The organism is Frigoribacterium sp. AP1, from assembly GCF_056680555.1.
This window is the reverse complement of sequence record NZ_CM155288.1, coordinates 2352896-2373559: the sequence shown is the minus strand read 5'-3', so window position 1 is coordinate 2373559 and position 20664 is coordinate 2352896. Positions and strand designations below refer to the sequence as shown.

21 protein-coding genes and 1 tRNA gene are annotated in these 20664 nt (G+C 71.1%); 9 read left to right on the top strand and 13 right to left on the bottom strand.

Annotated features, from left to right (window positions below; all coding sequences use genetic code 11):
• Positions 1–2: 2 nt before the first annotated feature.
• Positions 3–1133, bottom strand: a complete 1131-nt coding sequence (gene mnmA, locus AC1MBW_RS11340; protein WP_082383186.1) for a tRNA 2-thiouridine(34) synthase MnmA — start codon at positions 1131–1133, stop codon at positions 3–5.
• Positions 1134–1172: 39 nt separating this feature from the next.
• Here mnmA and AC1MBW_RS11335 point away from each other — a divergent pair, with 39 nt between their 5' ends.
• From AC1MBW_RS11335 to AC1MBW_RS11325, 3 genes are all read left to right on the top strand, one after another.
• Positions 1173–2423 carry an MFS transporter gene (locus AC1MBW_RS11335; RefSeq protein ID WP_480024529.1) on the top strand — a complete coding sequence of 417 codons (1251 nt, stop codon included), beginning with the start codon at positions 1173–1175 and terminating at the stop codon, positions 2421–2423.
• A 55-nt stretch (positions 2424–2478) separates the two neighbouring features.
• Positions 2479–2560 (top strand) — tRNA-Leu (locus AC1MBW_RS11330).
• A gap of 52 nt (positions 2561–2612) precedes the next feature.
• Positions 2613–3320 carry a DedA family protein gene (locus AC1MBW_RS11325; protein WP_480024528.1) on the top strand — a complete coding sequence of 236 codons (708 nt, stop codon included), beginning with the start codon at positions 2613–2615 and terminating at the stop codon, positions 3318–3320.
• A 57-nt stretch (positions 3321–3377) separates the two neighbouring features.
• Here AC1MBW_RS11325 and AC1MBW_RS11320 read toward each other — a convergent pair whose 3' ends face one another.
• From AC1MBW_RS11320 to murI, 3 genes are all read right to left on the bottom strand, one after another.
• On the bottom strand, positions 3378–4004 hold the full coding sequence (locus tag AC1MBW_RS11320; RefSeq protein WP_054145300.1) for a non-canonical purine NTP pyrophosphatase: 627 nt from the start codon (positions 4002–4004) through the stop codon (positions 3378–3380).
• Entirely contained in the window at positions 4001–4747 is a 747-nt protein-coding gene (gene rph / locus AC1MBW_RS11315) for a ribonuclease PH (RefSeq protein WP_043595412.1), read from the bottom strand. The genes AC1MBW_RS11320 and rph overlap by 4 nt, the downstream gene beginning before the upstream one ends.
• A 74-nt stretch (positions 4748–4821) precedes the next feature.
• The gene (gene murI, locus AC1MBW_RS11310) at positions 4822–5676 is read right to left on the bottom strand and encodes a glutamate racemase (RefSeq protein ID WP_480024527.1); all 855 of its coding nucleotides are present in this window, start codon (positions 5674–5676) and stop codon (positions 4822–4824) included.
• A 105-nt stretch (positions 5677–5781) separates the two neighbouring features.
• On the opposite strand from murI, the gene AC1MBW_RS11305 reads away from it, so the two are divergent.
• Positions 5782–7032 (top strand): nicotinate phosphoribosyltransferase, encoded by a 1251-nt coding sequence (locus tag AC1MBW_RS11305; RefSeq protein ID WP_480026106.1) that lies wholly within the window; start codon positions 5782–5784, stop codon positions 7030–7032.
• A 13-nt stretch (positions 7033–7045) separates the two neighbouring features.
• Here the strand turns inward: AC1MBW_RS11305 and AC1MBW_RS11300 are convergent, their stop codons facing one another.
• From AC1MBW_RS11300 to AC1MBW_RS11290, 3 genes are read right to left on the bottom strand one after another with little or no spacing between them, the layout of a single operon-like run.
• Positions 7046–7306, bottom strand: a complete 261-nt coding sequence (locus AC1MBW_RS11300; protein WP_043595414.1) for a DUF3039 domain-containing protein — start codon at positions 7304–7306, stop codon at positions 7046–7048.
• 25 nt (positions 7307–7331) lie between these two features.
• A complete protein-coding gene (locus tag AC1MBW_RS11295) occupies positions 7332–8897 on the bottom strand; it encodes an ABC transporter permease (RefSeq protein ID WP_480024526.1) in 1566 nt (521 codons plus the stop codon).
• Entirely contained in the window at positions 8873–10306 is a 1434-nt protein-coding gene (locus tag AC1MBW_RS11290; RefSeq protein WP_480024525.1) for an ABC transporter ATP-binding protein, read from the bottom strand. The genes AC1MBW_RS11295 and AC1MBW_RS11290 overlap by 25 nt, the downstream gene beginning before the upstream one ends.
• A 264-nt stretch (positions 10307–10570) precedes the next feature.
• Between AC1MBW_RS11290 and AC1MBW_RS11285 the strand changes: the two genes are divergently transcribed.
• The 5 genes from AC1MBW_RS11285 (at position 10571) to AC1MBW_RS11265 (ending at position 14131) form a co-directional block, all read left to right on the top strand.
• Positions 10571–11284 carry a phosphocholine cytidylyltransferase family protein gene (locus AC1MBW_RS11285; RefSeq protein ID WP_054145302.1) on the top strand — a complete coding sequence of 238 codons (714 nt, stop codon included), beginning with the start codon at positions 10571–10573 and terminating at the stop codon, positions 11282–11284.
• 61 nt (positions 11285–11345) lie between these two features.
• Positions 11346–12143: an ABC transporter permease gene (locus tag AC1MBW_RS11280; protein WP_480024524.1), complete on the top strand. Its 798-nt coding sequence runs from the start codon at positions 11346–11348 to the stop codon at positions 12141–12143.
• Positions 12143–12904 carry an ABC transporter ATP-binding protein gene (locus AC1MBW_RS11275; protein WP_054145303.1) on the top strand — a complete coding sequence of 254 codons (762 nt, stop codon included), beginning with the start codon at positions 12143–12145 and terminating at the stop codon, positions 12902–12904. Before AC1MBW_RS11280 ends, AC1MBW_RS11275 begins: the two co-directional genes overlap by 1 nt.
• Positions 12905–12913: 9 nt before the next feature.
• Positions 12914–13717: a hypothetical protein gene (locus AC1MBW_RS11270; RefSeq protein ID WP_480024523.1), complete on the top strand. Its 804-nt coding sequence runs from the start codon at positions 12914–12916 to the stop codon at positions 13715–13717.
• A gap of 132 nt (positions 13718–13849) precedes the next feature.
• Positions 13850–14131 carry a PilZ domain-containing protein gene (locus AC1MBW_RS11265; protein ID WP_054145304.1) on the top strand — a complete coding sequence of 94 codons (282 nt, stop codon included), beginning with the start codon at positions 13850–13852 and terminating at the stop codon, positions 14129–14131.
• A 34-nt stretch (positions 14132–14165) separates the two neighbouring features.
• On the opposite strand, the gene AC1MBW_RS11260 is transcribed toward AC1MBW_RS11265, so the two are convergent.
• The 6 genes from AC1MBW_RS11260 to AC1MBW_RS11235 form a co-directional block, all read right to left on the bottom strand.
• Entirely contained in the window at positions 14166–14471 is a 306-nt protein-coding gene (locus AC1MBW_RS11260; protein ID WP_054145305.1) for a helix-turn-helix domain-containing protein, read from the bottom strand.
• A 100-nt stretch (positions 14472–14571) separates the two neighbouring features.
• Positions 14572–15876, bottom strand: a complete 1305-nt coding sequence (locus AC1MBW_RS11255) for a CDP-glycerol glycerophosphotransferase family protein (RefSeq protein ID WP_480024522.1) — start codon at positions 15874–15876, stop codon at positions 14572–14574.
• 53 nt (positions 15877–15929) lie between these two features.
• Complete coding sequence (locus AC1MBW_RS11250) at positions 15930–16817, bottom strand: glycosyltransferase family 2 protein (protein ID WP_054145306.1); 888 nt, start codon at positions 16815–16817, stop codon at positions 15930–15932.
• Positions 16814–17620: a CDP-alcohol phosphatidyltransferase family protein gene (locus AC1MBW_RS11245; RefSeq protein ID WP_043595425.1), complete on the bottom strand. Its 807-nt coding sequence runs from the start codon at positions 17618–17620 to the stop codon at positions 16814–16816. Before AC1MBW_RS11245 ends, AC1MBW_RS11250 begins: the two co-directional genes overlap by 4 nt.
• 6 nt (positions 17621–17626) lie before the next feature.
• Positions 17627–18670 (bottom strand): glycosyltransferase family 2 protein, encoded by a 1044-nt coding sequence (locus AC1MBW_RS11240; protein ID WP_480024521.1) that lies wholly within the window; start codon positions 18668–18670, stop codon positions 17627–17629.
• A 149-nt stretch (positions 18671–18819) separates the two neighbouring features.
• Positions 18820–20580, bottom strand: a complete 1761-nt coding sequence (locus AC1MBW_RS11235) for a S1C family serine protease (protein ID WP_054145308.1) — start codon at positions 20578–20580, stop codon at positions 18820–18822.
• Between the last annotated feature and the right edge of the window lie 84 nt (positions 20581–20664).

Sequence of the window (20664 nt, the reverse complement as noted above, 5' to 3'; positions counted from 1 at the left end):
TCTCAGGCGATGGCGGCTGCGGGGACCGGCACGGCGCTGACCGTGCGGTCGATCGTGCACTGCCCGAGGACGCGGGTGCCGACGTAGACGACGGCGGTCTGCCCGGGGGCCACGCCGTTGAGGGGTTCGCGAGGTGTGATCACGAGTTCTTTCTTACCCTCGACCACCGACACCCGCGCGACGGCGGGAACCGGGTCGGCGTGGGCACGGATCTGCACGTCGCAGTCGAAGGCGACCGTCGGGTCGACCGGGGCGAGCCCGGCCCACGTGTACGAGCCACCGGCGATCTCGGCGATGTCGAGCGCCTCCTTCGGACCGACGACGACCGTGTTGTCGACGGGCCGCACCTCGAGCACGAAGCGCGGCTTGCCGTCGTCCGAGGGGAACCCGATGTTGAGGCCCTTGCGCTGGCCGACCGTGAACGCGTGCGCTCCCTCGTGCGAGCCGACCACGGCGCCGCTGCGGTCGAGGATCTCGCCCGTCTCGGCACCGACGCGTTCGGCGAGCCACCCACGGGTGTCGCCGTCGGGGATGAAGCAGATGTCGTGGCTGTCCGGCTTCGACGCCACGCTGAAACCGCGCTCGGCCGCCTCGGCCCGCACCTCGGCCTTCGAGGGCGTCGCCCCGAGCGGGAACATCGAGTGCGCGAGCTGCTCGGTGGTGAGCACGCCCAGGACGTACGACTGGTCTTTCGCCCAGGCGGAGGCGCGGTGCAGCTCGCGGTTGCCCTGGTCGTCGGTGAGGATGGTCGCGTAGTGCCCCGTGCAGACCGCGTCGAAGCCGAGCGCGAGCGCCTTCTCGAGCAGGGCGGCGAACTTGATGCGCTCGTTGCAGCGCATGCAGGGGTTGGGAGTGCGGCCCGCGGTGTACTCGGCCACGAAGTCGTCGACGACGTCGAGCTTGAAGCGCTCGGAGAAGTCCCACACGTAGTACGGGATGCCGATCTTGTTGGCGGCGCGCTGGGCGTCCATCGAGTCCTCGATGGTGCAGCACCCCCGGCTGCCCGTCCGGAGCGTGCCCGGCATGCGGCTCAGCGCCAGGTGCACCCCCACCACGTCGTGGCCGGCCTCGACCGCCCTCGCCGCGGCGACCGCCGAGTCGACTCCACCACTCATCGCTGCCAAGACCTTCATCCGACAAGTGTACGCAGCGGGCCTAGGGTGGCGGACGACATGTCTTCCTCCTCCCCCGCCTTCAGCATGCGGTCGGTGGCCCTCGCGGCGTTCCTGCCCGCGGCGCTCTTCGCCATCGGCGAGGGGGCCATCATCCCGATCATCCCCGTCGCGGCGAGCGAGCTGGGCGCCTCGCTCCCCTTCGCCGGCTTCGTCGCCGCGCTCATCCTCGTGGGCGAGCTGATCGGCGACATCCCGAGCGGATGGCTCGTCAGCCGCATCGGCGAGCGCACCGCGATGATCGGCGCGTCGCTCGTCAGCATCGGCGGTCTCGTCACCTGCCTGCTGGCGCCGAACGAGATCGTCCTCGCCGTCGGCGTGATGGTCATCGGCCTCGCGACCGCGGTCTTCGCCCTCGCTCGGCACGCCTTCATGACCAGCTTCGTGCCCGTCGAGATCCGCGCCCGGGCGCTGTCGAGCCTCGGCGGCGTCTTCCGGCTCGGCTACTTCGTCGGCCCGTTCCTGTCGGCCGGGGTCATCGAACTGACCGGGTCCGTCCAGTCGGCGTTCGTCGTGCACATCGTCGGCTGCCTCGGTGCGGCCGTCGCGCTGCTCGTGCTGCGTGACCCGTCGGCGGCCTTCGGCGTCCGGCCGGGCCGCGGCACGGAGGACGGCGCCGACCTCGTCGCGAGGGAGGCCCAGGGGCTCTTCGGCACCCTCTGGCGTCACCGCGGCGTGTTGGTGAAGCTCGGCAGCGGGGCGGCCCTGATCGGTGCCATGCGCTCGGGCCGTCAGGTCATGCTGCCCCTCTGGGCCGTCAGCATCGGCCTCGGAGCGTCCGAGACCGCGATCATCATCGGCATCGCCGGCGCCGTGGACTTCGCGTTGTTCTACACGAGCGGCCAGATCATGGACCGCTTCGGGCGTCTCTGGAGCGCCGTCCCCTGCATGGTCGGCCTCGGTCTCTCGTACCTCGCGCTGTCGGTCACACACGACCTCGACGCGAACGTCGGCTGGTTCGTCACCGTCGCGATCCTGATGTCCCTGGCCAACGGCGTCGGCAGCGGCATCCTCATGACACTCGGCGCCGACCTGGCCGACAAGGGCGACCCCGCGCCCTTCCTCGGCGCCTGGCGTTTCACCGGGGACGCCGGCAGCGCGGCCGCTCCGCTGCTCATCTCCGGGGTGACCGCCGTCGTGTCGATCTCGCTCGCCAGCGGGGTGATGGGCGTGCTCGGTCTCGTGGGTGCGGCGATCCTCGTGCGCTACGTGCCCCGGTACTCACCGCACGTGCCCCGCTCGAAGCGCTAGCGCCTCCTCGTCCGCCGTTCCGGCCGGGGGCCGTCGTCGGTACACTCGGTCTGCCGCGGGAGTGGTGGAATTGGCAGACACGCAGGATTTAGGTTCCTGTGCTTTCGAGCGTGAGGGTTCAAGTCCCTTCTCCCGCACGACCCATCTGAGGCCCCGGGCACGCCGGCGACCACGACCGGAGAACACCCGATGCTGCCCCTCGTCTCCATCCCCTGGCTGAACCCCGAGTACCTGCTCACGTCCTTCGGCCCGTGGGCCGTCCTCGGCGTCTGCCTGCTGGTCTTCGCCGAGACGGGTCTGCTCGTCGGGTTCCTGTTCCCGGGCGACACGTTGCTGATCATCACGGGCATCCTCGCCGCGACCAACCCCGGTGCCCTCGGCCTGCCGATCTGGCTCATCGCGATCTTCATCAGCATCGCCGCGTTCGCCGGTGGCGAGCTCGGCTACCTGATCGGCCACAAGGTCGGCCCGCGCATCTTCGAGCGGAAGGAGAGCGGTCTGTTCAGCGTCGCCAACGTCAACCGCACGAACGCCTTCTTCGAGCGGTTCGGCCCGATGGCCGTCATCATCGCCCGGTTCGTCCCGGTGATCCGGACCTTCGCGCCGATCATGGCCGGCGTCGGCCACATGAGCTACCGGCGTTACTCGCTGTTCAACGCCGTCGGTGCCGTCGTCTGGGGCGTGGGCATCACGCTGGCGGGTTTCGGCATCGGGCACATCCCGCCCGTCGCGGACTTCGTCAGCTCGTACATCGACCTGATCCTGCTCGGGGCCGTGCTGGCCACGGTGATCCCCATCGCGATCCACTACTTCCACGGGGTGCACCAGGCCAAGAAGGCCGAGGCCTCGGACGAGGTCGAGACGCCGCACGTCTCGTCGGCGCCGCACGACGCCTGAGCACCTCGGACACGCACGCGCGCGCGGGTCGGACGACCCCGAGGAGGCGCGCGCGGCTCAGTCCGCCAGCGCGGCCACCCGGGGTGCGATCGCCCGGAACGCCCGGGAGCGGTGACTGACCGCGTTCTTCTCGTCCGCGGTGAGCTCGGCCGCGCTGCGGCTCTCGCCCTCGGGCCGGAACACGGGGTCGTAACCGTGCCCGTTCGAGCCGACCCGCGCCTCCAGCACCTCGCCGTGCCATTCGCCGTACTCGACGTGCTCGACCCACTCGCTCGCCTCGGGCGGCCGGTCTGGGCCCTCGGCACCGACGGGCGGCGGCACGACGAGGGCGGCGGCGCACGAGAACCACGCCGAGCGGTCGTCGGCACCGTCGAGCTCGGTGAGCAGCTTGTCGATGTTGTCGTCCGCGTCGCGCGTGCCGGCGTAGCGCGCCGAGTGGATGCCCGGAGCACCGCCGAGGGCCGCCGCCGAGATGCCGCTGTCGTCGGCGAGCGCGGGCAGCCCGGTGTGACGTGCTGCCGCACGCGCCTTGATCAGGGCGTTGGCCGCGAAGGTGTCACCGTCCTCGACCGGCTCGGGGCCGTCGTAGGCGACCAGCTCGACGCCCGGCGCCGTCTCGGCGAGCAGCAGCCGCAGCTCGGCCACCTTGCCCTGGTTGTGCGTGGCGATGACGACACGGGTCATCGGCCGAGGGCCTCGCGCTGGAAGCGGCTCAGGTCGACGGCGCCGGCGACGGCGAGGTCGAGCAGGGAGTCGAGTTCGCGGCGGTCGAACGGCGCGCCCTCGGCCGTGCCCTGGACCTCGACGAACGACCCGCTGCCCGTGACGACGACGTTCATGTCGGTCTCGGCCCGGACGTCCTCGACGTAGGCGAGGTCGAGCATGGGCTCGCCGTCGATGATGCCGACCGAGACGGCCGAGACGCTGTCGGTCAGGGGCGTGGCCTTCTGCCCGACGAACTTCTTCTCGCGACCCCACTCGATCGCCTGGGCGAGGGCGACGTAGGCGCCCGTGATCGCGGCGGTGCGGGTGCCGCCGTCGGCCTGCAGGACGTCGCAGTCGAGCACGATCGTGTTCTCGCCGAGGGCCTTGGTGTCGACCACGGCCCGGAGGCTGCGGCCGATCAGGCGCGAGATCTCGTGCGTGCGTCCGCCGATCTTGCCCTTGACGCTCTCGCGGTCGTTGCGCGAGTTGGTGGCCCGGGGCAGCATCGCGTACTCGGCGGTGACCCAACCCTTGCCCTTGCCCGTCAGCCAGCGGGGCACGCCGTTCGTGAAGGACGCGGTGCACAGCACCTTCGTGCCGCCGAACGTGATGAGGGCGCTCCCCTCGGCGTGGGCGCTCCAGCCGGTCTCGATGGTGACGGGTCGCAGGTCGGTGGTGCTGCGCCCGTCGGCGCGGACGGTCGTGCTCGTGGTGTCGGTCATGGTGCCTTCTCTCGGCGGTGGTGGGCGGTGTGGGCGGGGCCGTCTGCCCCGCGGGGGGGTGCAGGAGGCGCGGGTCAGGTCCGGTCGACGGGGCGGCGGCCCGCGGGCAGCTCGATCGCGCCCGTCTCGAGGTGGCCGACGCGCGAGACCTCGGGCCCCAGGAACCGTCGGGCCAGGCGCAGGAACGCCTTCTCGTCGGGCCCGGTGGCCTCGAACTCGTGGTGCGGCTCGCCACGGTCGGTGCGCTCGAGCCCGTGCTGGACGAGCGTGCGGTAGACGTCGGCCGCGGTCTCCTCCGCGCTGGACACGAGCCGGACGTCGGGGCCCACGACGTACTGCACGGCGGCCGACATGAGGGGGTAGTGGGTGCAGCCCAGGACGAGGGTGTCGATGCCGGCGTCGCGCAGCGGGGCGAGGTACCCCTCGGCGACGGCCCGCAGCTCGGGGCTCGACGTGTCGCCCGCCTCGACGAACTCGACGAAACGCGGGCAGGCCTGCGTGACGAGCTCGAGACCCGAGGCCGCTGCGAACGCGTCCTCGTAGGCCCGCGAGTTGATCGTGCCCTCGGTGCCGATGACGCCGATGCGGCCGTTGCGCGTCTGCTGCACCGCCGCGCGGACGGCCGGTTGGATCACCTCGACCACGGGGATGCCCGCGCCGACCGTGTACCGCTCGCGGGCGTCGCGAAGCACGGCGGACGACGCCGTGTTGCAGGCGATGACGAGCAGCTTGACGCCCTGGGCGACGAGGTCGTCCATCACGGCGAGGGCGTACTCGCGCACCTGGGCGATGGGCTTCGGTCCGTACGGCGAGTGGGCCGTGTCGCCCACGTACCGGATGGACTCGTGGGGCAGCTGGTCGATGATCGCCCGCGACACGGTGAGGCCGCCGACGCCGCTGTCGAAGACTCCGATGGGTGCGTCCGTCACGACCACGAAGCCTACCCGTCGCGAGCCGCGACCCCCGGGACGACCGGGCGAGCCTAGGCTGGCGGGGTGACCAGCGCACTGTTGACCGACCGGTACGAGCTCACCATGGTGGAGGCCGCCCTCAAGGCGGGCACGGCCCACCGGGACAGCGTCTTCGAGGTGTTCGCCCGGCGCCTGCCCGAGGGGCGGCGTTACGGCATCGTCGCGGGTACCGGTCGATTCCTCGAACTGCTCGCCGACTTCCGCTTCGGCGACGACGAGGTGGCCTGGCTGCGCGAGGCGGGGGTCGTGGACGCCACGACGGCCGACTGGCTGGCCGACTACCGGTTCTCGGGCGACATCTGGGGCTACGCCGAGGGCGAGGTGTACCTGCCCGGGTCGCCGCTGCTGGTCATCGAGTCGATGTTCGCCGAGGCCGTGCTGCTCGAGACCCTGGCGCTGAGCGTCTTCAACTACGACTCGGCCGTGGCCAGCGCGGCGGCGCGCATGGTCTCGGCCGCCGACGGGCGCCCCCTCGCCGAGATGGGCTCACGCCGCACGGGCGAACGCAGCGCCGTGGCCGCGGCCCGGGCCGCCTACATCGCGGGCTTCGGCGCCACGAGCAACCTCGAGGCCGGCCGGACGTGGGGCGTCCCGACGATGGGCACCGCGGCCCACGCGTTCACGCTGTTGCACGACAGCGAAGAGGATGCCTTCCGCGCCCAGGTCGACACCCTGGGGCCGGGCACCACCCTGCTCGTCGACACCTACGACATCCCCGAGGCCGTGGCCACGGCCGTCCGGGTGGCCGGGCCGGGGCTCGGAGCCGTGCGCATCGACAGTGGCGACCTGCCGTCGCTGGTCGGACAGGTCCGCACCCAGCTCGACGCGCTCGGCGCGACGGGGGCGAAGATCACCGTCACGAACGACCTCGACGAGTACACGATCGCCGCGCTGCGCGCGGCCCCGGTCGACTCCTTCGGCGTGGGCACGTCGGTCGTCTCAGGCTCGGGCCACCCGGCAGCCGGCATGGTCTTCAAGTTGGTCGCCCGTCGCGGCGATGAGGGCGACTGGGTCTCGGTGGCCAAGAAGTCGGCCGACAAGGCCTCGGTCGGTGGACGGAAGTCCCCCGTGCGCGTGATCGTCGACGGGGTCGCCACCCGCGAGCTCATCCGGGTCGGATCGTCCGAGGTCGCGGCCGGAGAGCGCTCGCTGCACGTGCCGCTCGTGTCGGCCGGAGAGATCGACACCCGTCACACGGGAGCCGAGGGCGTGGCCCGCGCGCGCCTCCATCGGGCCGCGGCCGTGGCCGAACTGCCCGACCAGGCGCTGCGGCTGGGTCGTGGCGAGCCGGTCGTGCCGACCGTCTACGCCTGACCCGGCGCCGGAATCACTCGGACGTCATCTTCTCGTAGATCTCTTTGCAGGTCGGGCACACCGGGAACTTCTCGGGGTCTCGACCGGGGGTCCACTTCTTGCCACAGAGCGCCTTGACGGGCTTGCCGCTCAGCGCGGACTCCATGATCTTGTCCTTCTTCACGTAGTGCGAGAAACGCTCGTGGTCGCCGGGATCGATCGCCTCGTCGTTCAGGAGCTTCTCGAGCTCGCGGTCCATGACGTCGAGGCCGCCGCCCGTCTGCGTGTCAGTCATGCAGACATCGTACGTCGACCTCGACTCAGCTGCGGAGGGCGAACGCCAGCAGCTCGGGCGCCCGGCGCGAGAAGACCCGGGCGCCGAGGGCCACACCCGCGACCAGCACGACGAGTCCGACTCCGACGCCGAGGACCAGCGACCACGTGCCACCCGCCGGGTAGCCCGTGATCAGGCCGCGACCGGCGAACCAGAGCGCGGGTGCCGTCGCGAGGACCGCTCCTCCGATCATGACGGTCTGCGCCCACGCCGCGGTGGCGCCGTTCGACTGCGGCTGCTGGAACGGGTCGTCGTGCGGGCGGACCGTGGCATAGGGCATGAGGGCAGACACCAGGCTCGACAGACCGAGGCCGCTGAGCAGGAAGCCGGCGCTCACCCCCAGCTCGGACGGCAGCGCCTGCCAGTCGCCGAACAGCCAGGTCGCGACGACCGAGCCCAGAACGACGAGCGGGACACCGATCAGCAGAGGAGGCGCGAGTCGCCCCACGCGGTCCGCCAGACCCCGCGTGTCGGACGCCACGTGCATCCAGAGCGCCGTGCTGTCGTAGGCCACGTCGTTGTGCGGCAGGAAGCCCAGGATGAGGCACATGATCGGCACCGGCACGAGGGCCAGCCAGTTCCAGCTGACGCCCGCGATCCCGAGGGGGACGACGAGCAGCGGCAGGAACGGGATGATGACGAGCGACATGCGGTAACGGGCGTCGCGCATCCAGTAGGTGAGGCTGCGGCCGGCGACGGCCCCGGTCGGCGAGGCCCGGACGTACTCGAACCAGCCGAGGCCGTCGCCGTCGTCGACCTCTTCGGGTTCGGGTCGGTCGACGAACGCACGAGCGACGAGTGCCCGCCAGGCGAGCCAGAGGGCCACGAGCGTGACGGCGGCGATGGCGACGTCGGCCACGACGCGACCGGTCTGGCCGGCGGCGACGTGACCGGGGAGCGCGAGCGCGGCCCCGAACGGCGTCCAGGCGAGGGCGTCCGCGATGACTCCGGTGCCCGAGCGACCGGGCAACGAGAGGCGGACGAGGTCGACGATCACCGGAACGGCCAGCAGGACGACGAGCACGGCGCCGACGAGCGCGAGCTCACGACCGCGACGGGACGTCAGGACGACGCTGTTCAGCGTCGAGGCCACGAGGGCCAGCAACAGCGCGGTGACTCCGGCGACGAGGGCGCCCGCGACGGCGACCGCCGCGACGCCGCCGCCCTCACCCCAGGCACGGACGTACCCGGTCGAGAGGACGAGCAGGGCCAGCGTGGGCAGGCCGATCGCGGCACCGAGCGCCAGGCCGACCGCTGCCCGCGCCTCGGGCACGCCGAGGACGGCGAGACGGCGGGGGTCGCTCCAGGCGGGACGGACGGTCGCGAAGGGGACGACGGCGAAGCCGACCAGCAGCAGGGCGCCCCCGCCGACCGCGAGGGCGCGGACGTCGTCGAGGGGCGCGTCGCGCAGGCCGCTCACGAGGCTCGCGACCGCGATCGTGACGATGAGGACGGCGAGCACGGAAGCCACGGCGACGGTCAGGCGGCGCGGCCCGAAGCGGACCGTGTTGCCGATCGTCTGGAGCCTCAGTCGGAGAAGTTCTGCAACCATTCCATGCCCTCCGTGACCGCGCGCCCGCCGGCGAGCTCGACGAACCGCTGCTCGAGGGAGCGCCCGGCCCGGACCTCGTCGACCGTGCCGCTGGCGAGGACGTGACCGTCGACGATCACCGCGACGCTGTCGCAGATTCGCTCGACGAGGTCCATGCTGTGGCTCGAGAGCAGCACGGTCCCGCCCCCCGCCACGTAGCGCTGCAGGACGTCCGTCACGGTGGCGGCCGACACGGGGTCGACCGACTCGAACGGCTCGTCGAGCACGAGGACCCGCGGCGAGTGGATGATCGCGGCGGCCAGGGCGATCTTCTTCGTCATGCCCACGGAGTAGTCGCTGACGAGACGTCCGAGCGCGTCGTGCAGGCCGAAGGCGGTGGCGAGGTCGGAGGAGCGCTTGCGTGCCGTGACGCCGTCGAGCCCGCGGAGGGTCGCCGAGTAGTAGAGGAGTTGCGCACCGGTCAGCCGGTCGAAGAGTCGAAGGCGGTCGGGGAGGACACCGAGCGACCGCTTCGCCGCGGCCGGGTCACGCCAGACGTCCGCCCCGAGGACGGTCACCGTGCCGGCGTCGGGCCTCAGGAGACCGGTAACGATCGACAGGGTGGTCGTCTTGCCGGCCCCGTTCGGACCGACGATGCCGTAGAACGATCCGGCCCGGACCTCGAGGTCGACGTTCTCGACCGCGACCGTGCCGCCGTAGCGCTTCATGAGCCCCGAGATCGCGAGCACGACGGGGGCCTCGGCGTCGACGACGCGGGCCGGTCGTACGGCGCCCTCGTCGGCGGGGGCCCGTTCGGTCTCGACGACGACGCCGTCGGCCTCGATCTCGGCCTCAGCCTCGGAGAGGTCGATGGCGGTCTCGTCGGGCGCGGTCCCGGCGTCGTCGGCCGGGGTGGCCGACGGTGCGTCACCGGCGAGCGCGTCGTCCAGGGCGGCGGCCGACTCCTCTTCGGCGGACAGGGCGTCACCGAAGTAGTCGTCGGCGGAGACGGGGACGACGACGGTGCCGTCCGTCGTGACGCCCGCATCGGCGAGTTCGGCGACGACCTCTTCTTCTGCGGCCCTCGCCGCCGCCTCGGCCCGGGCGCGCGCGTTCGCGGCGCGGGTCGCTGCCGCCTTCTTTGCCGCCGCCGACCGGTCGGCAGCGGTGCGCTGCGAGGGTTTGCGGGGCGAGGCGGGCTTGCGGGAAGCCGAGGACTTGCGGGCCGTCGCGGCCTTCGTCACGGGCACGCGGGCCGTCGTGGCGTCGGTCGTGGTGGCCGTCCCCTCGGCCGCGTCCCCCGCAGTCGTCGCGTCGTCGTCCACTGTGTTCTCCCCCTGGTCGGACGCGGCCACCGCTCCGACCGTGTCGTCACCCGGCGTCGAGTCGGGGGCGATGTCACCCACTTCGTCCTCGCGCCGTCCAGCCATCGCCCCACCGTACCAAGGCCACGACGCCGACCGGACGACGGGAGACGCATATCACGAATGGGACACGCTTCGGGCCAGTTCCCTGGCCGCCCCTGGCCTCATCGGGTAGTCTGCAACAGCACGACGACGTGTCCAGATCGACGCTCCGCGGTGAACACCGCTCGAACACGAGGCGAACCGCACCCAGAGACGGGTCCGGTCCGCACCGCCGGGGCCACCGCAGAGCCCGTCCCGCATGGGCTCGCCCCTTGTGAGGAGACCAGCGTGAGCAAGAACGACACGAACCACCGCCAGCAGATCGTCATCCTGGCCGCCGGGCTCGGCAGCCGCCTCGGCCGCTCGTTGCCCAAGGCACTGACCGAGCTGAACGACGGCCGCACCATCATGCAGCAGCAGTTCGACAACATCCGTGACGCATTCGGGCCCGACGCCCGGGTCACCGTCGTCGTCGGCTACAAGTTCGAGCACATCGTCGAGGCGTTCCCGTCGGCCTCGTTCGTCTACAACGAGATGTACGACCAGACCAACACGTCGAAGAGCCTGCTCCGCGCCCTGCGGGCCAGCGCTTCCGGCGGCGTCCTGTGGATGAACGGCGACGTCGTCTTCGACCCCACGGCCCTCACCCGCGCGGCTCGACTCGTCCGCGACGACCAGTCGTTCGTCACCGTCAACACCTCCAAGGTGTCCGACGAAGAGGTCAAGTACACGACCGACGCCGAGGGCTACATCGCCGAGCTGTCGAAGCAGGTCAAGGGCGGACTCGGCGAGGCCGTGGGCATCAACTACGTGTCCAAGGCCGACAAGGCGACGCTCGTGCACCAGCTCTCCAAGGTCGACAACCAGGACTACTTCGAGCGTGGCATCGAACTGGCCATCGGCCAGGACGGGCTACGCTTTGAGCCCGTGGACATCTCCGACCTCTACGCCGTCGAGGTCGACTTCGCCGAAGACCTCGAGCGCGCGAACCTGTTCGTCTGAACCGGGCCGTCTCCCGACGGCTGCGTGGCCTTGTGTGATGTCCTGAACGAGAAGGGCGTCCGTGAGCACTGACCTGGCCGAACGGCCCCGTCGAAGCGGCTTCGCGCGGTACCGCCAGACGTTCTGGCTGCTGACGAGTCGCGACCTCAAGGTCCGGTACTCCACGTCGAAGCTCGGCTACTTCTGGTCGATCCTCGACCCGCTCGTGATGTCGGGCATCTACTTCTTCGTCTTCTCCGTCGTCTTCAAGCGCTCGGTCGGCGACGAGCCGTACATCGTCTTCCTCCTGTCCGGCCTCCTGCCCTGGATGTGGTTCAACGGCGCGGTCTCCGACAGCACCCGGGCGTTCATCCGCGAGGCGAAGCTCGTCCGGTCGACCAAGATCCCCCGGACGATCTGGGTGTTCCGACTCGTGGGTTCGAAGGGCATCGAATTCGCCCTGAGCCTGCCCGTCCTGGCCTTGTTCGCCGCCGTGGGAGGGGCGCAGCTGCACTGGCAGGTGGTGTTCTTCCCCCTGGCAATGGTCATGCAAACCGTGCTCGTCGCCGGGGTGGGGCTCATCGTCGCGCCGCTCGTCGTGTTCTTCCGCGACCTCGAGCGCGCCACGAAGCTCGCCCTGCGGTTCGCCTTCTACGCCTCGCCCATCATCTACGGCACCCAGGACCTCCCCGAGGGCCTCCACCTTCTGGCCGCGTTCAACCCACTGAGCGGAATCTTCGGCCTCTACCGGTCGGCGTTCTTCCCGGAGCAGTTCGACCTGACCGAGGTGCTCGTCGGCGGGGCCGTGTGCGTCGTGGTCCTGGCCGTCGGGCTGCTCGTCTTCCGATCGAGCGAGCGTGCCGTCCTGAAGGAGATCTGATGTCCACCACCGGACAGCGCCCCGTGATCCGCGTCGACGGCGTCGGCATCCGCTTCCGCCGCAACCGGCGCGGGCGGCGATCGTTCAAGGACCTCTTCGCCGACAGCAGCAGGCGGTCGCGACCGGGCGAGTTCTGGGCCCTCCGCGACGTCAGCTTCGAGGTCCAGCCGGGCGAGGCCATCGGCGTCGTGGGACGGAACGGTCAGGGCAAGTCGACGTTGCTCAAACTGGTTGCCGAGGTGATCCTGCCCGACACGGGCACCGTCGAGGTGTCGGGCGGCGTCGCCCCTCTCATCGAAATCACCGGTGGCTTCGTCGCCGACCTGACGGTGCGGGAGAACGTCTACCTGACCGCCGGCCTGCACGGCATGACCCGACCCGAGATCGACCAGCGCTTCGACGAGATCATCGACTTCGCCGAGATCGGCGACTTCGTCGACACCCCCTACAAGCACCTCTCGAGCGGCATGAAGGTCCGCATCGCGTTCGCCGTCATCTCACGCCTCGAAGAGCCCGTCGTACTCGTCGACGAGGTGCTCGCCGTGGGGGACAAGGCCTTCCGCGAGAAGTGCTATGCCCGGATCGGCGAGATGCTGGCCGACGGTCGCACGCTCTTCCTCGTGTCGCACAACGAACGCGACCTCAAGCGGTTCTGCCGACGGGGCCTCTACCTCGACAAGGGTGCCCTGGTGTTCGACGGCCCACTCGACGACGCCCTCGCCAGGTACGCCTCCGATCACCCTCCCCGCCCCTCGGCGTAGTGTCGACCCGTGCCCGAACGCAGTCAGCCCCACAGCCCCGATCACGCCGCCTCGACGACGGACGCACAGCTCGCCGCCCGCGACGCAGCGAACTCGACCGAGTACCACTACCAGACGTCGGCGCCCGACCGGTCGGACGACGCCGCCTGGGTGCGCCGTCTCGACAAGCTGTTGGCCGTCCAGCGCCCGGTCGTCGTCAAGCACGTCGCCACGTTGCGTCGCCGTCACAAGAAGGCGACGCCGCAGAAGCTGATCACCATCCTCGAGCGCGAATACCTCGCCGCGGTCACGACCGGCGGGGCCGCCGTCGGGGCCAGCGCGGTGATCCCCGGTGTCGGCTGGGGCGTGTCGCTGGCACTCTCGGGCGTCGAGACCGCCGGCTTCCTCGAGGCGAGCGCCCTCTTCGCGCAGTCCGTGACCGAGGTCCACGGCATCGCCGTCTCGGACCCCGACCGCGCCCGGGCACTGGTCATGGCGATGCTGCTCGGCGGTCCCGGTGCCAGCCTCGTCCGTCAGTTCGCCGGTGAGGCCATGGGCACGGCTCCGGCCCGGACCGCGTTCTGGGGCGAACTGGTCACCTCCAAGCTGCCGAAGGCGGCCATGAGCGGTCTCACCGACACGATCCGCAAACAGTTCATCCGACGGTTCGCCGCCTCGCAGGGGGCCTCCGTCCTCGGCCGGGCCCTCCCGTTCGGCATCGGGGCCGTCGTGGGTGGGACCGGCAACCACCTGCTCGGACGAAAGGTCGTCACGACGGCCCGCACGGCGTTCGGTGCGGCGCCGGCCGAGTTCCCGGTGGACCAGTCCCTCTGAGCGGTCGCCTCGTGACGGGCGACCCGTCGGCCGGCGTGGCCCGTCACTTCTCCCTCGACGGGTCCTCCCCAGGCGGCCGTGGTCCACAGGGACTCGAGACGACCCTCGGCGGTCGCTCCTAGGGTCGTCGACATGACGTCGACGACCCTCGCATACACCGTCCCCTTCACCCTCGACCGCTCCCGCGCACCCCGTGTCTACCGACTGGTCAACGACTCCCCCGAGACCGTGACCGGCGTCCGGGTCACCCTCGTGGGCACGGGGCTGCTCGTCCCCGTCGCGACCACCCGACTCGACCCCGGCGATTCCGTCGACCTCTGCGTGCTGGGCGTCGAACTGACCCGCAGCGCGATCGCCGTCGTGCGGTGGTTCCGGCCCGACGGCGACGAGTACCTGTGGCGGTTCAGCTTCTGACCCGGGGGCGAGCCCTGTCGTGTGAGGGGCCGCGTCAGCTGGTGAGGCGAGCCCGTCTCTCGGCGACGTAGTCAGCCGCGGTGAAGGCCTCGAGGACGGGCGGCAGGTGATCGACTCCGAGGCCGGCGACCAGGACGGCCGGGTCGACCCCCAAGACCACGGCGAGCCGGACGATCGTGTGCAGCACGGGGTTGCCGATGCCGCGCTCGATCTTTCCGTAGTTCGACACGTTCATGCCCGCGAGGTGCGCCACCTCGTCCTGGCTCAGACCGAGCCGCAGGCGCTCGTCGCGGATGCGTTCTCCGAAGAGACGGGCAGCGGCGGACGTCGGTTCAGGCATGCCTCATGGATACGCTGCTCAGCACCTGAGATCCAGAGTCCACATCACTGAGACATGAATGCCTCAGCGATGAGAGACTCCCGATGTCTCGTACCCCTGGTCAGAGGTCGGACGCCTCGGTGTCTCCGGCGTCGTGGTCGGCATCCTCGGCCGCACCGGTCGAGCGTGGCTCGTCGAACGACGGTCGGCGCGCGGCGTAGTCGTCACGCAGCCGCACGAGATCCGCCACCGCGTTCTCGAAGCGATGCGTGGCCGCACCGGGCGACGTGTCGCCGAAGTGACGTCGAACCCAGTGCTCGAGACGGTCCCGCGCCTCCGGATCGTCGACGACCCGGTCGACGACGGCGACGATGTCGCCCGCGCCGTCGGCCGTCAACCATTCGGCGTCGCCGAGGTAGCCCGACTCGTCGACGTCGGCCTCGACGGCCACCGGACGGGTCACGACCAGGGGCCGGCCCGTCGCGAGGCGGTCGTAGACCATCGCCGAGATGTCGGTCACGGCGACGTCGGCCGCGGCCAGTTGCCAGCCGAGTTCGGGCCCCTCGTCGTGGACGTGGTGGGCCCCGGGATCACGCGTGTTGGCCTCGGCCAGGGCCCGGATGATCGCCTCGTGGGCTCGCCGGTACTCGGGGTCGAGCACACCGCTGCGCGGGTGCGCCCGGTAGACGACCCGGTGACGCCCCGAGGCCAGCAGGGCCCTGACGAGGGCGAGGCCGTGCGTGGCGATCGATCCGTAGGCGGCTGCAGGACGGTCGCCCTCCCACGTGGGGGCGTAGAGCACGACCAGACGGTCGTCGTCGGGGTAGGGCACCTCGCCCGAGAAGTGGTCGGCCTGGGGCCGACCGATGGGCACGGCACGCTTGTCGAGGTCGTAGTCCCAGAGCTTGGCGGCCAGGCGGTCCTTCGCGGCGTCGCCCGCGACGAAGGCGTAGTCGTACGCCTTGAACTGGTTCGTCGTCATGTACATCTTGTCGCTCTCGCCGTGGTTGACGAAGACGTGCCACATGCGGCCGTACCGCATCATCTGGAAGTTCTTGGCGTTCTGGTTGACGTACAGCGTCATGGCGAGGGGTTGAGCGGCGACGAAGTCCTCGAGGTCGGCCACCTTGCGGGCGTACACGAGGGGCACCGGGCTCTCGTCGAGCATCGTGACCATCGTGCCCGGCGAGCGGACGACGATCGCGACGGGGAAGGTCTCGGCCAGGCGGGCGAGCGGTGCGTACCACTGCCGTATCTGGTACATGTTCACGGTTGTGTCGGCGAAGTACACGGCGACGCGGACCGTGCCCGGAGCGGGCGTCGCCGCGGCCCGTGGGTCGCGCTCGAGCCGGCGTCGACTGCTGCGCGAACGGACGGCGCGGCGGGCGAGGCTCCAGGCGAGCCCCAGGTCTCGGGTCAACGGCACATGCCCTCCTCGGGTCGGTCCGCCACCCCGATCGGCGCCGGACCCCGGAAAGCCTAGAGGACCGGAGGTCGGCCGGCCCTGGACATGCGGAGGACCGTTACCCAACCGATGGACCGTCGACCGCCCGGCGCCTCTCGCCACCCCTCCGCCCAGCCCGCGAACCACGGCCGCAGGCGGCGCGGGGTCCGTGCCCACCGCAGCAGCTGGACCGCCGTCCAGGACGCCACGTAGACGGGGACGAGCGGCCAGGGGAGGTTGCGCTTGGCCAACCAGACCCGGTTGCGGGCGTTCAGCCGGTAGTACTCGGCGTGGCGCGCCGGGTCGATGGCCGGATGGTTCGCCACGAGCGAGCCCTCGTACCAGGTGCGCCTGCCCTGGGCCCAGACCCGCCACGCCAGCTCGATGCCCTCGTGCGCGTAGAAGTACGGCTCGCCCCAGCCGGCACAGGCGTCGAAGACGTCGCGGGGCAGCAGGGTCGCCCCCTCCCAGACCGAGAAGACGTCGCTCGACCGGCGAGGGTCACCTTTGCGCAGGCGAGGCGTCCATCGACGCGGGTTGACGGCACCGTCGGGGTCCACGACCCGTGGCTGCAGGAGCCCGATCTCGGGTCGGGCCCGCAACAACGCGACGGCATCGGCGAGGAACCGGTCGGAGGGCAGGCTCGCGTCGTCGTCGAGGAAGAAGATCCAGTCGCCCGAGACGGCTTCGGCCCCCCGGTTGCGGCCGGCGGGGATGCCCACGTTCTCGGCGAGCTCGAGCAGGCGGACTCCGGTCGGCACCTCGACCTCCGCGGTCGCGGCGTCGCGTCCGTTGACCACGCAGACGACGTCCAGGTCGACGTCGCGCTGGGCCAGCAGCGAGGCCAGCCCCCGACGCAGGTCGCCGGGGCGTCGCCCCTGGGTCAGGCTCACGACTCCGACCCGGGGCAGGACCTCGCTCAGGAGCGCACCCGCTTCGACGCCATGATCGCGACGAAGTGACCGACCAGCGCCAGCACCGACAGCGGGAGCAGGGCGACGAGCAGGACACGGTCGGCGGTCACGCCTCCGACGACGAGGCCGACGAGCGCGGCGAGGAAGACGAGCATGGTCAGCTCGACGGAGTGGTACAGCCGGTGGAACGGCACGAAGCGCGCGGCGCTGCGCAGTCGGGACAGGAGGCGCCCGCTCGGCTGCGTCGCGCCTCCTCGTTTGTCTTCGAGCCGGTCGAGGCCCGCGTTCGCGCGGGCGACGTGGACCATGTCGTTGAGGGCCTTGTTGAGCACGATCACGAGGGCCAGGGCGAAGCCCGCGGTCGTCCAGAGGAAGTCGCCCGGCGTCTCGAACGGGAACCCGGCGGCGCGGATGCCCAGCACGATCGGGATGAGGGCCTCGGTCGAGTAGTGGCCGACCTTGTCGAGGAAGACCCCGGCCGGCGAGCTGGTGCCCCGCCAGCGGGCGACCTCGCCGTCACAGCAGTCGACGAGCATCTGCAGTTGGCCCAGCACGAGGGCGAGCAACGCACCGGTGATGCCCGGCACGAGCAGCGACAGGGCGGTGCACCAGCCGACCAAGATCATCAGCCCGGTCACGCCGTTCGCCGAGACGCTCGTCTTGAGCAGCCACCAGGTCAGGTAGGGCGAGACGTCGCGCAGGTACAACGAGGCCGTCCAGTGCTCGGCGTTCGCACGACTGCGCACCTCGGGCGGCTGGGCGACGCGGCGCAACTCGGCGATCGAAGACGGTCTGGTGGGCAGCGCGGTCATCGGCGGCTACCTTCCGGTCTGGGCGGTGATGTTCTTCGTGAGGTCGAGGAAGCCGAGCACGAAGCCGACGCCCCACCCGAAGTGGATGGAAGGCAAGACTACGAGAAACCAGAGGCGGGTGCGGAGGTCGTCGCCGCGGGCGGCGAGCAGTGCCGCCGCGAGGACGAAGACCACGTACACACCGGGCACGACGAGGGCGAGCGTCGCCCACCCGAGCGGGCTGCCGAGCGCCAGCCCGCCCACGCCGACCAGACCGACCAACAGGCCGAGGGCCACCCCGACCACCATGACGGGTGGCACCAGGTACCGCAAGGTGTTCGCCTTCGGGAACCGTCGGGCCAGTTCGCCCCGCCACAGCCCGGTGGCGACGAACTGTCGGGCCAGCTTGCGCAGGCTCGGGCGAGGTCGGTAGGTGACCACGAGCCGCGGGGTGAACCAGACCGTCCCGCCCGTGGCCCGGAGCCGCCGGTTGAGCTCCCAGTCCTGACCGCGCTTGACGCCCTCGTCGAAGAGCCCGACCTCGAGCAGTCGGTGCCGCAGGAAGACGCCCAGGTAAGCCGTCTCGGTCGGGCCCTCGGCGCCGCCGACGTGGTGGGGCGTGCCCCCGAGGCCGACCCTGCTGCCGTAGGCCCGGGCCACGGCTTTCTCGAAGGGCGTGCGCCCGACGGCGGCCATGATGCCGCCCACGTTGTCGGCTCCACTGCGCTCGAGGGTCTCGACCGCGATGCGCGTGTAGTCGCTCGGCAGCACCGAATGGGCGTCGACGCGCACCGTGATCGGGTGGACCGAGGCGCGGATGGCCACGTTGAGGCCGGCCGGGGTCGAGCCGACGGGGTTGGGGATGCTCCGGACCCGGGGGTCGGCCGCCGCCATCTCGGCCACGACCTCGTTCGTGCGGTCGACGCTCGGGCCGAGGGCCAGGATCACCTCGAACGGGCCCTCGTAGTCCTGGACGAGCAGGCTCTCGACCGCGGCCCGGATCTCACGCTCTTCGTTGAGGACGGGCATGACGTACGAGACACCGGGTCGGGTGGCGTCGCCTGCTTGCATGGATCGCGTTTCTCGGGCTCGTGAGCGCCGGGGAGGCGCGGGTCGGGACTGCGGACGGCCGCAGGGATCGTGGCGAGCTTAGCAACACCCGAACGGGGGCCGGGACGCCGTCGCGTCCCGACCCCCGCCGTGCCCATCGGGGTGACCCGTCAGCTGGTCAAGGTGTCGAGGGTGACCTTCGTCGTGTCGGTCGTCCCGTCTCGGACGTAGGTCAGGTCGGCCGTCGCGCCACCGGCGAGGAACCTGACCTGCGCCGTGAGGTCGGTCCGGTCACTGATCGGCACGCCGTTGAACTCGGTCACGACGTCGCCCTGCCGCAGGCCGGCGTTCTGTGCCGCACCACCGGGGCTGAGCTGGACGATGAGAGCACCGACCCGGGTGGCCGCCGCGTCGCTCGTGGCGTCGTTGACACTGGCACCGAGGAGGCCATGACTGGCCTTGCCGTTCGCCATGATCTCTTTGGCGACCCGCTGCACGAGGTTCGACGGCACCGAGAACCCGACGCCGATGCTGCCGGACGACTCCCCTGAACTGGCGATGGCGACGTTGAGGCCGATCAGCTCGCCCTGCGAGTTGAGCAGCGCACCACCGGAGTTGCCCGGGTTGATCGACGCGTCGGTCTGGATGACCGGCAGCGAGATGACCGAGCTGGCCTGGTTCTGCGGGGAGCCGTCACCGTTGTTGAACGAGAAGGGCCCCTGGCCGTTGTTGTCGTTCTGCTGGCCCTCGTCGCTGCCGTCGGTCGGCGCTGCCGAGGACTGTACGGTGATGCTGCGGTTCAGCGTCGAGACGATGCCGTCGGTCACCGTGTTCGACAGGCCGAGCGGTGCTCCGATGGCCACAGCCGTGTCACCGACGTTCAGCTTCGACGAGTCGGCGAACTCGATCGGGGTGAGCCCCGTCGCGTCGACCTTCAGCACGGCGAGGTCGACCGTGGGGTCGAGCCCCACGACCTCGGCCGGCAGGATGCTGCCGTCGCTGAGCGTGACGGTGACGGTGCCCGACGCGCTGGCCCCGTCCAGGGTGACGACGTGCGTGTTCGTCACGATGTACCCGTCGTCGCTCAGGATGACGCCCGAGCCGGTGCCGCCGGACTCACCCGCCGTCACGTTGATCGTGACGACCGACTTCGTCGCTTTCGCCGCGACCGCCGTGACGACCGTCGCGTCGTCGTAGTCGTTCACCGTCAGGTCGCGGGACTCACCGGTCGCCGAGACACCGGCCCCGGAGTCGCGGGAGAGCACGGCAGCGACGCCACCACCCGCCGCGCCGCCCACGAGGACGCCGACCAAGAGGGCCGCGGCGACGGACCCCACGCCACGCCGGCTCTTCTTCGGCTTCTGCGAGGGCGCCTGCCAACCCGCCGCGGCGTACGAGTTCGTCGTGTCGTACGCGAACGCCGACGGGTCGGAGGGCTGGCGATAGGGGTCGCCCTGTTGGTACGACCCTGGCTGCTGGTAGGGGTCGTTCTGCTGGTACGACCCTGGCTGCTGGTACGACCCTGGCTGCGGGTAGGCACCCGGCTGCTGATGCGAACCGGGCTCCTGGTGAGATCCGGCTTGCTGGTACGAAGCAGGCTGCTGCTGAGAGCCGGGCTGCTGGTACGACCCGAACTGCTGGTACGACGGCGGCTGCTGGTACGAGCCGGGGTGGGGCTGAGTCCGGTCGTGGGCCCGGTCGTGCCGCGACTCGTCGGCCCCGGACTCGAAGGACCCGGCCTGCGGGGTGCTGCCGGGCAGCGGCGGAGCACCGTAGGTGACGCCCTGGTCGGCCGGGTACGGCGTCGTGGGCTGGGCGCCGTCGTGCGCGCTCCGGTCGTCGCCCGGGACGCCCTGCGAACCGTCGGCGGTGCCCTCGGGCGTGCGCGGGGCGCCGTCGTCGGTGTCGTCGTGGCGGGGGGTGTCGGTCATGGTGCTCCTTCCAAGCCCTGACAGCCTGGTCGCCCAAGCTGGGCGGATCATACGGCGAGCCTGTGAGCGGACTGCACCCAGCTT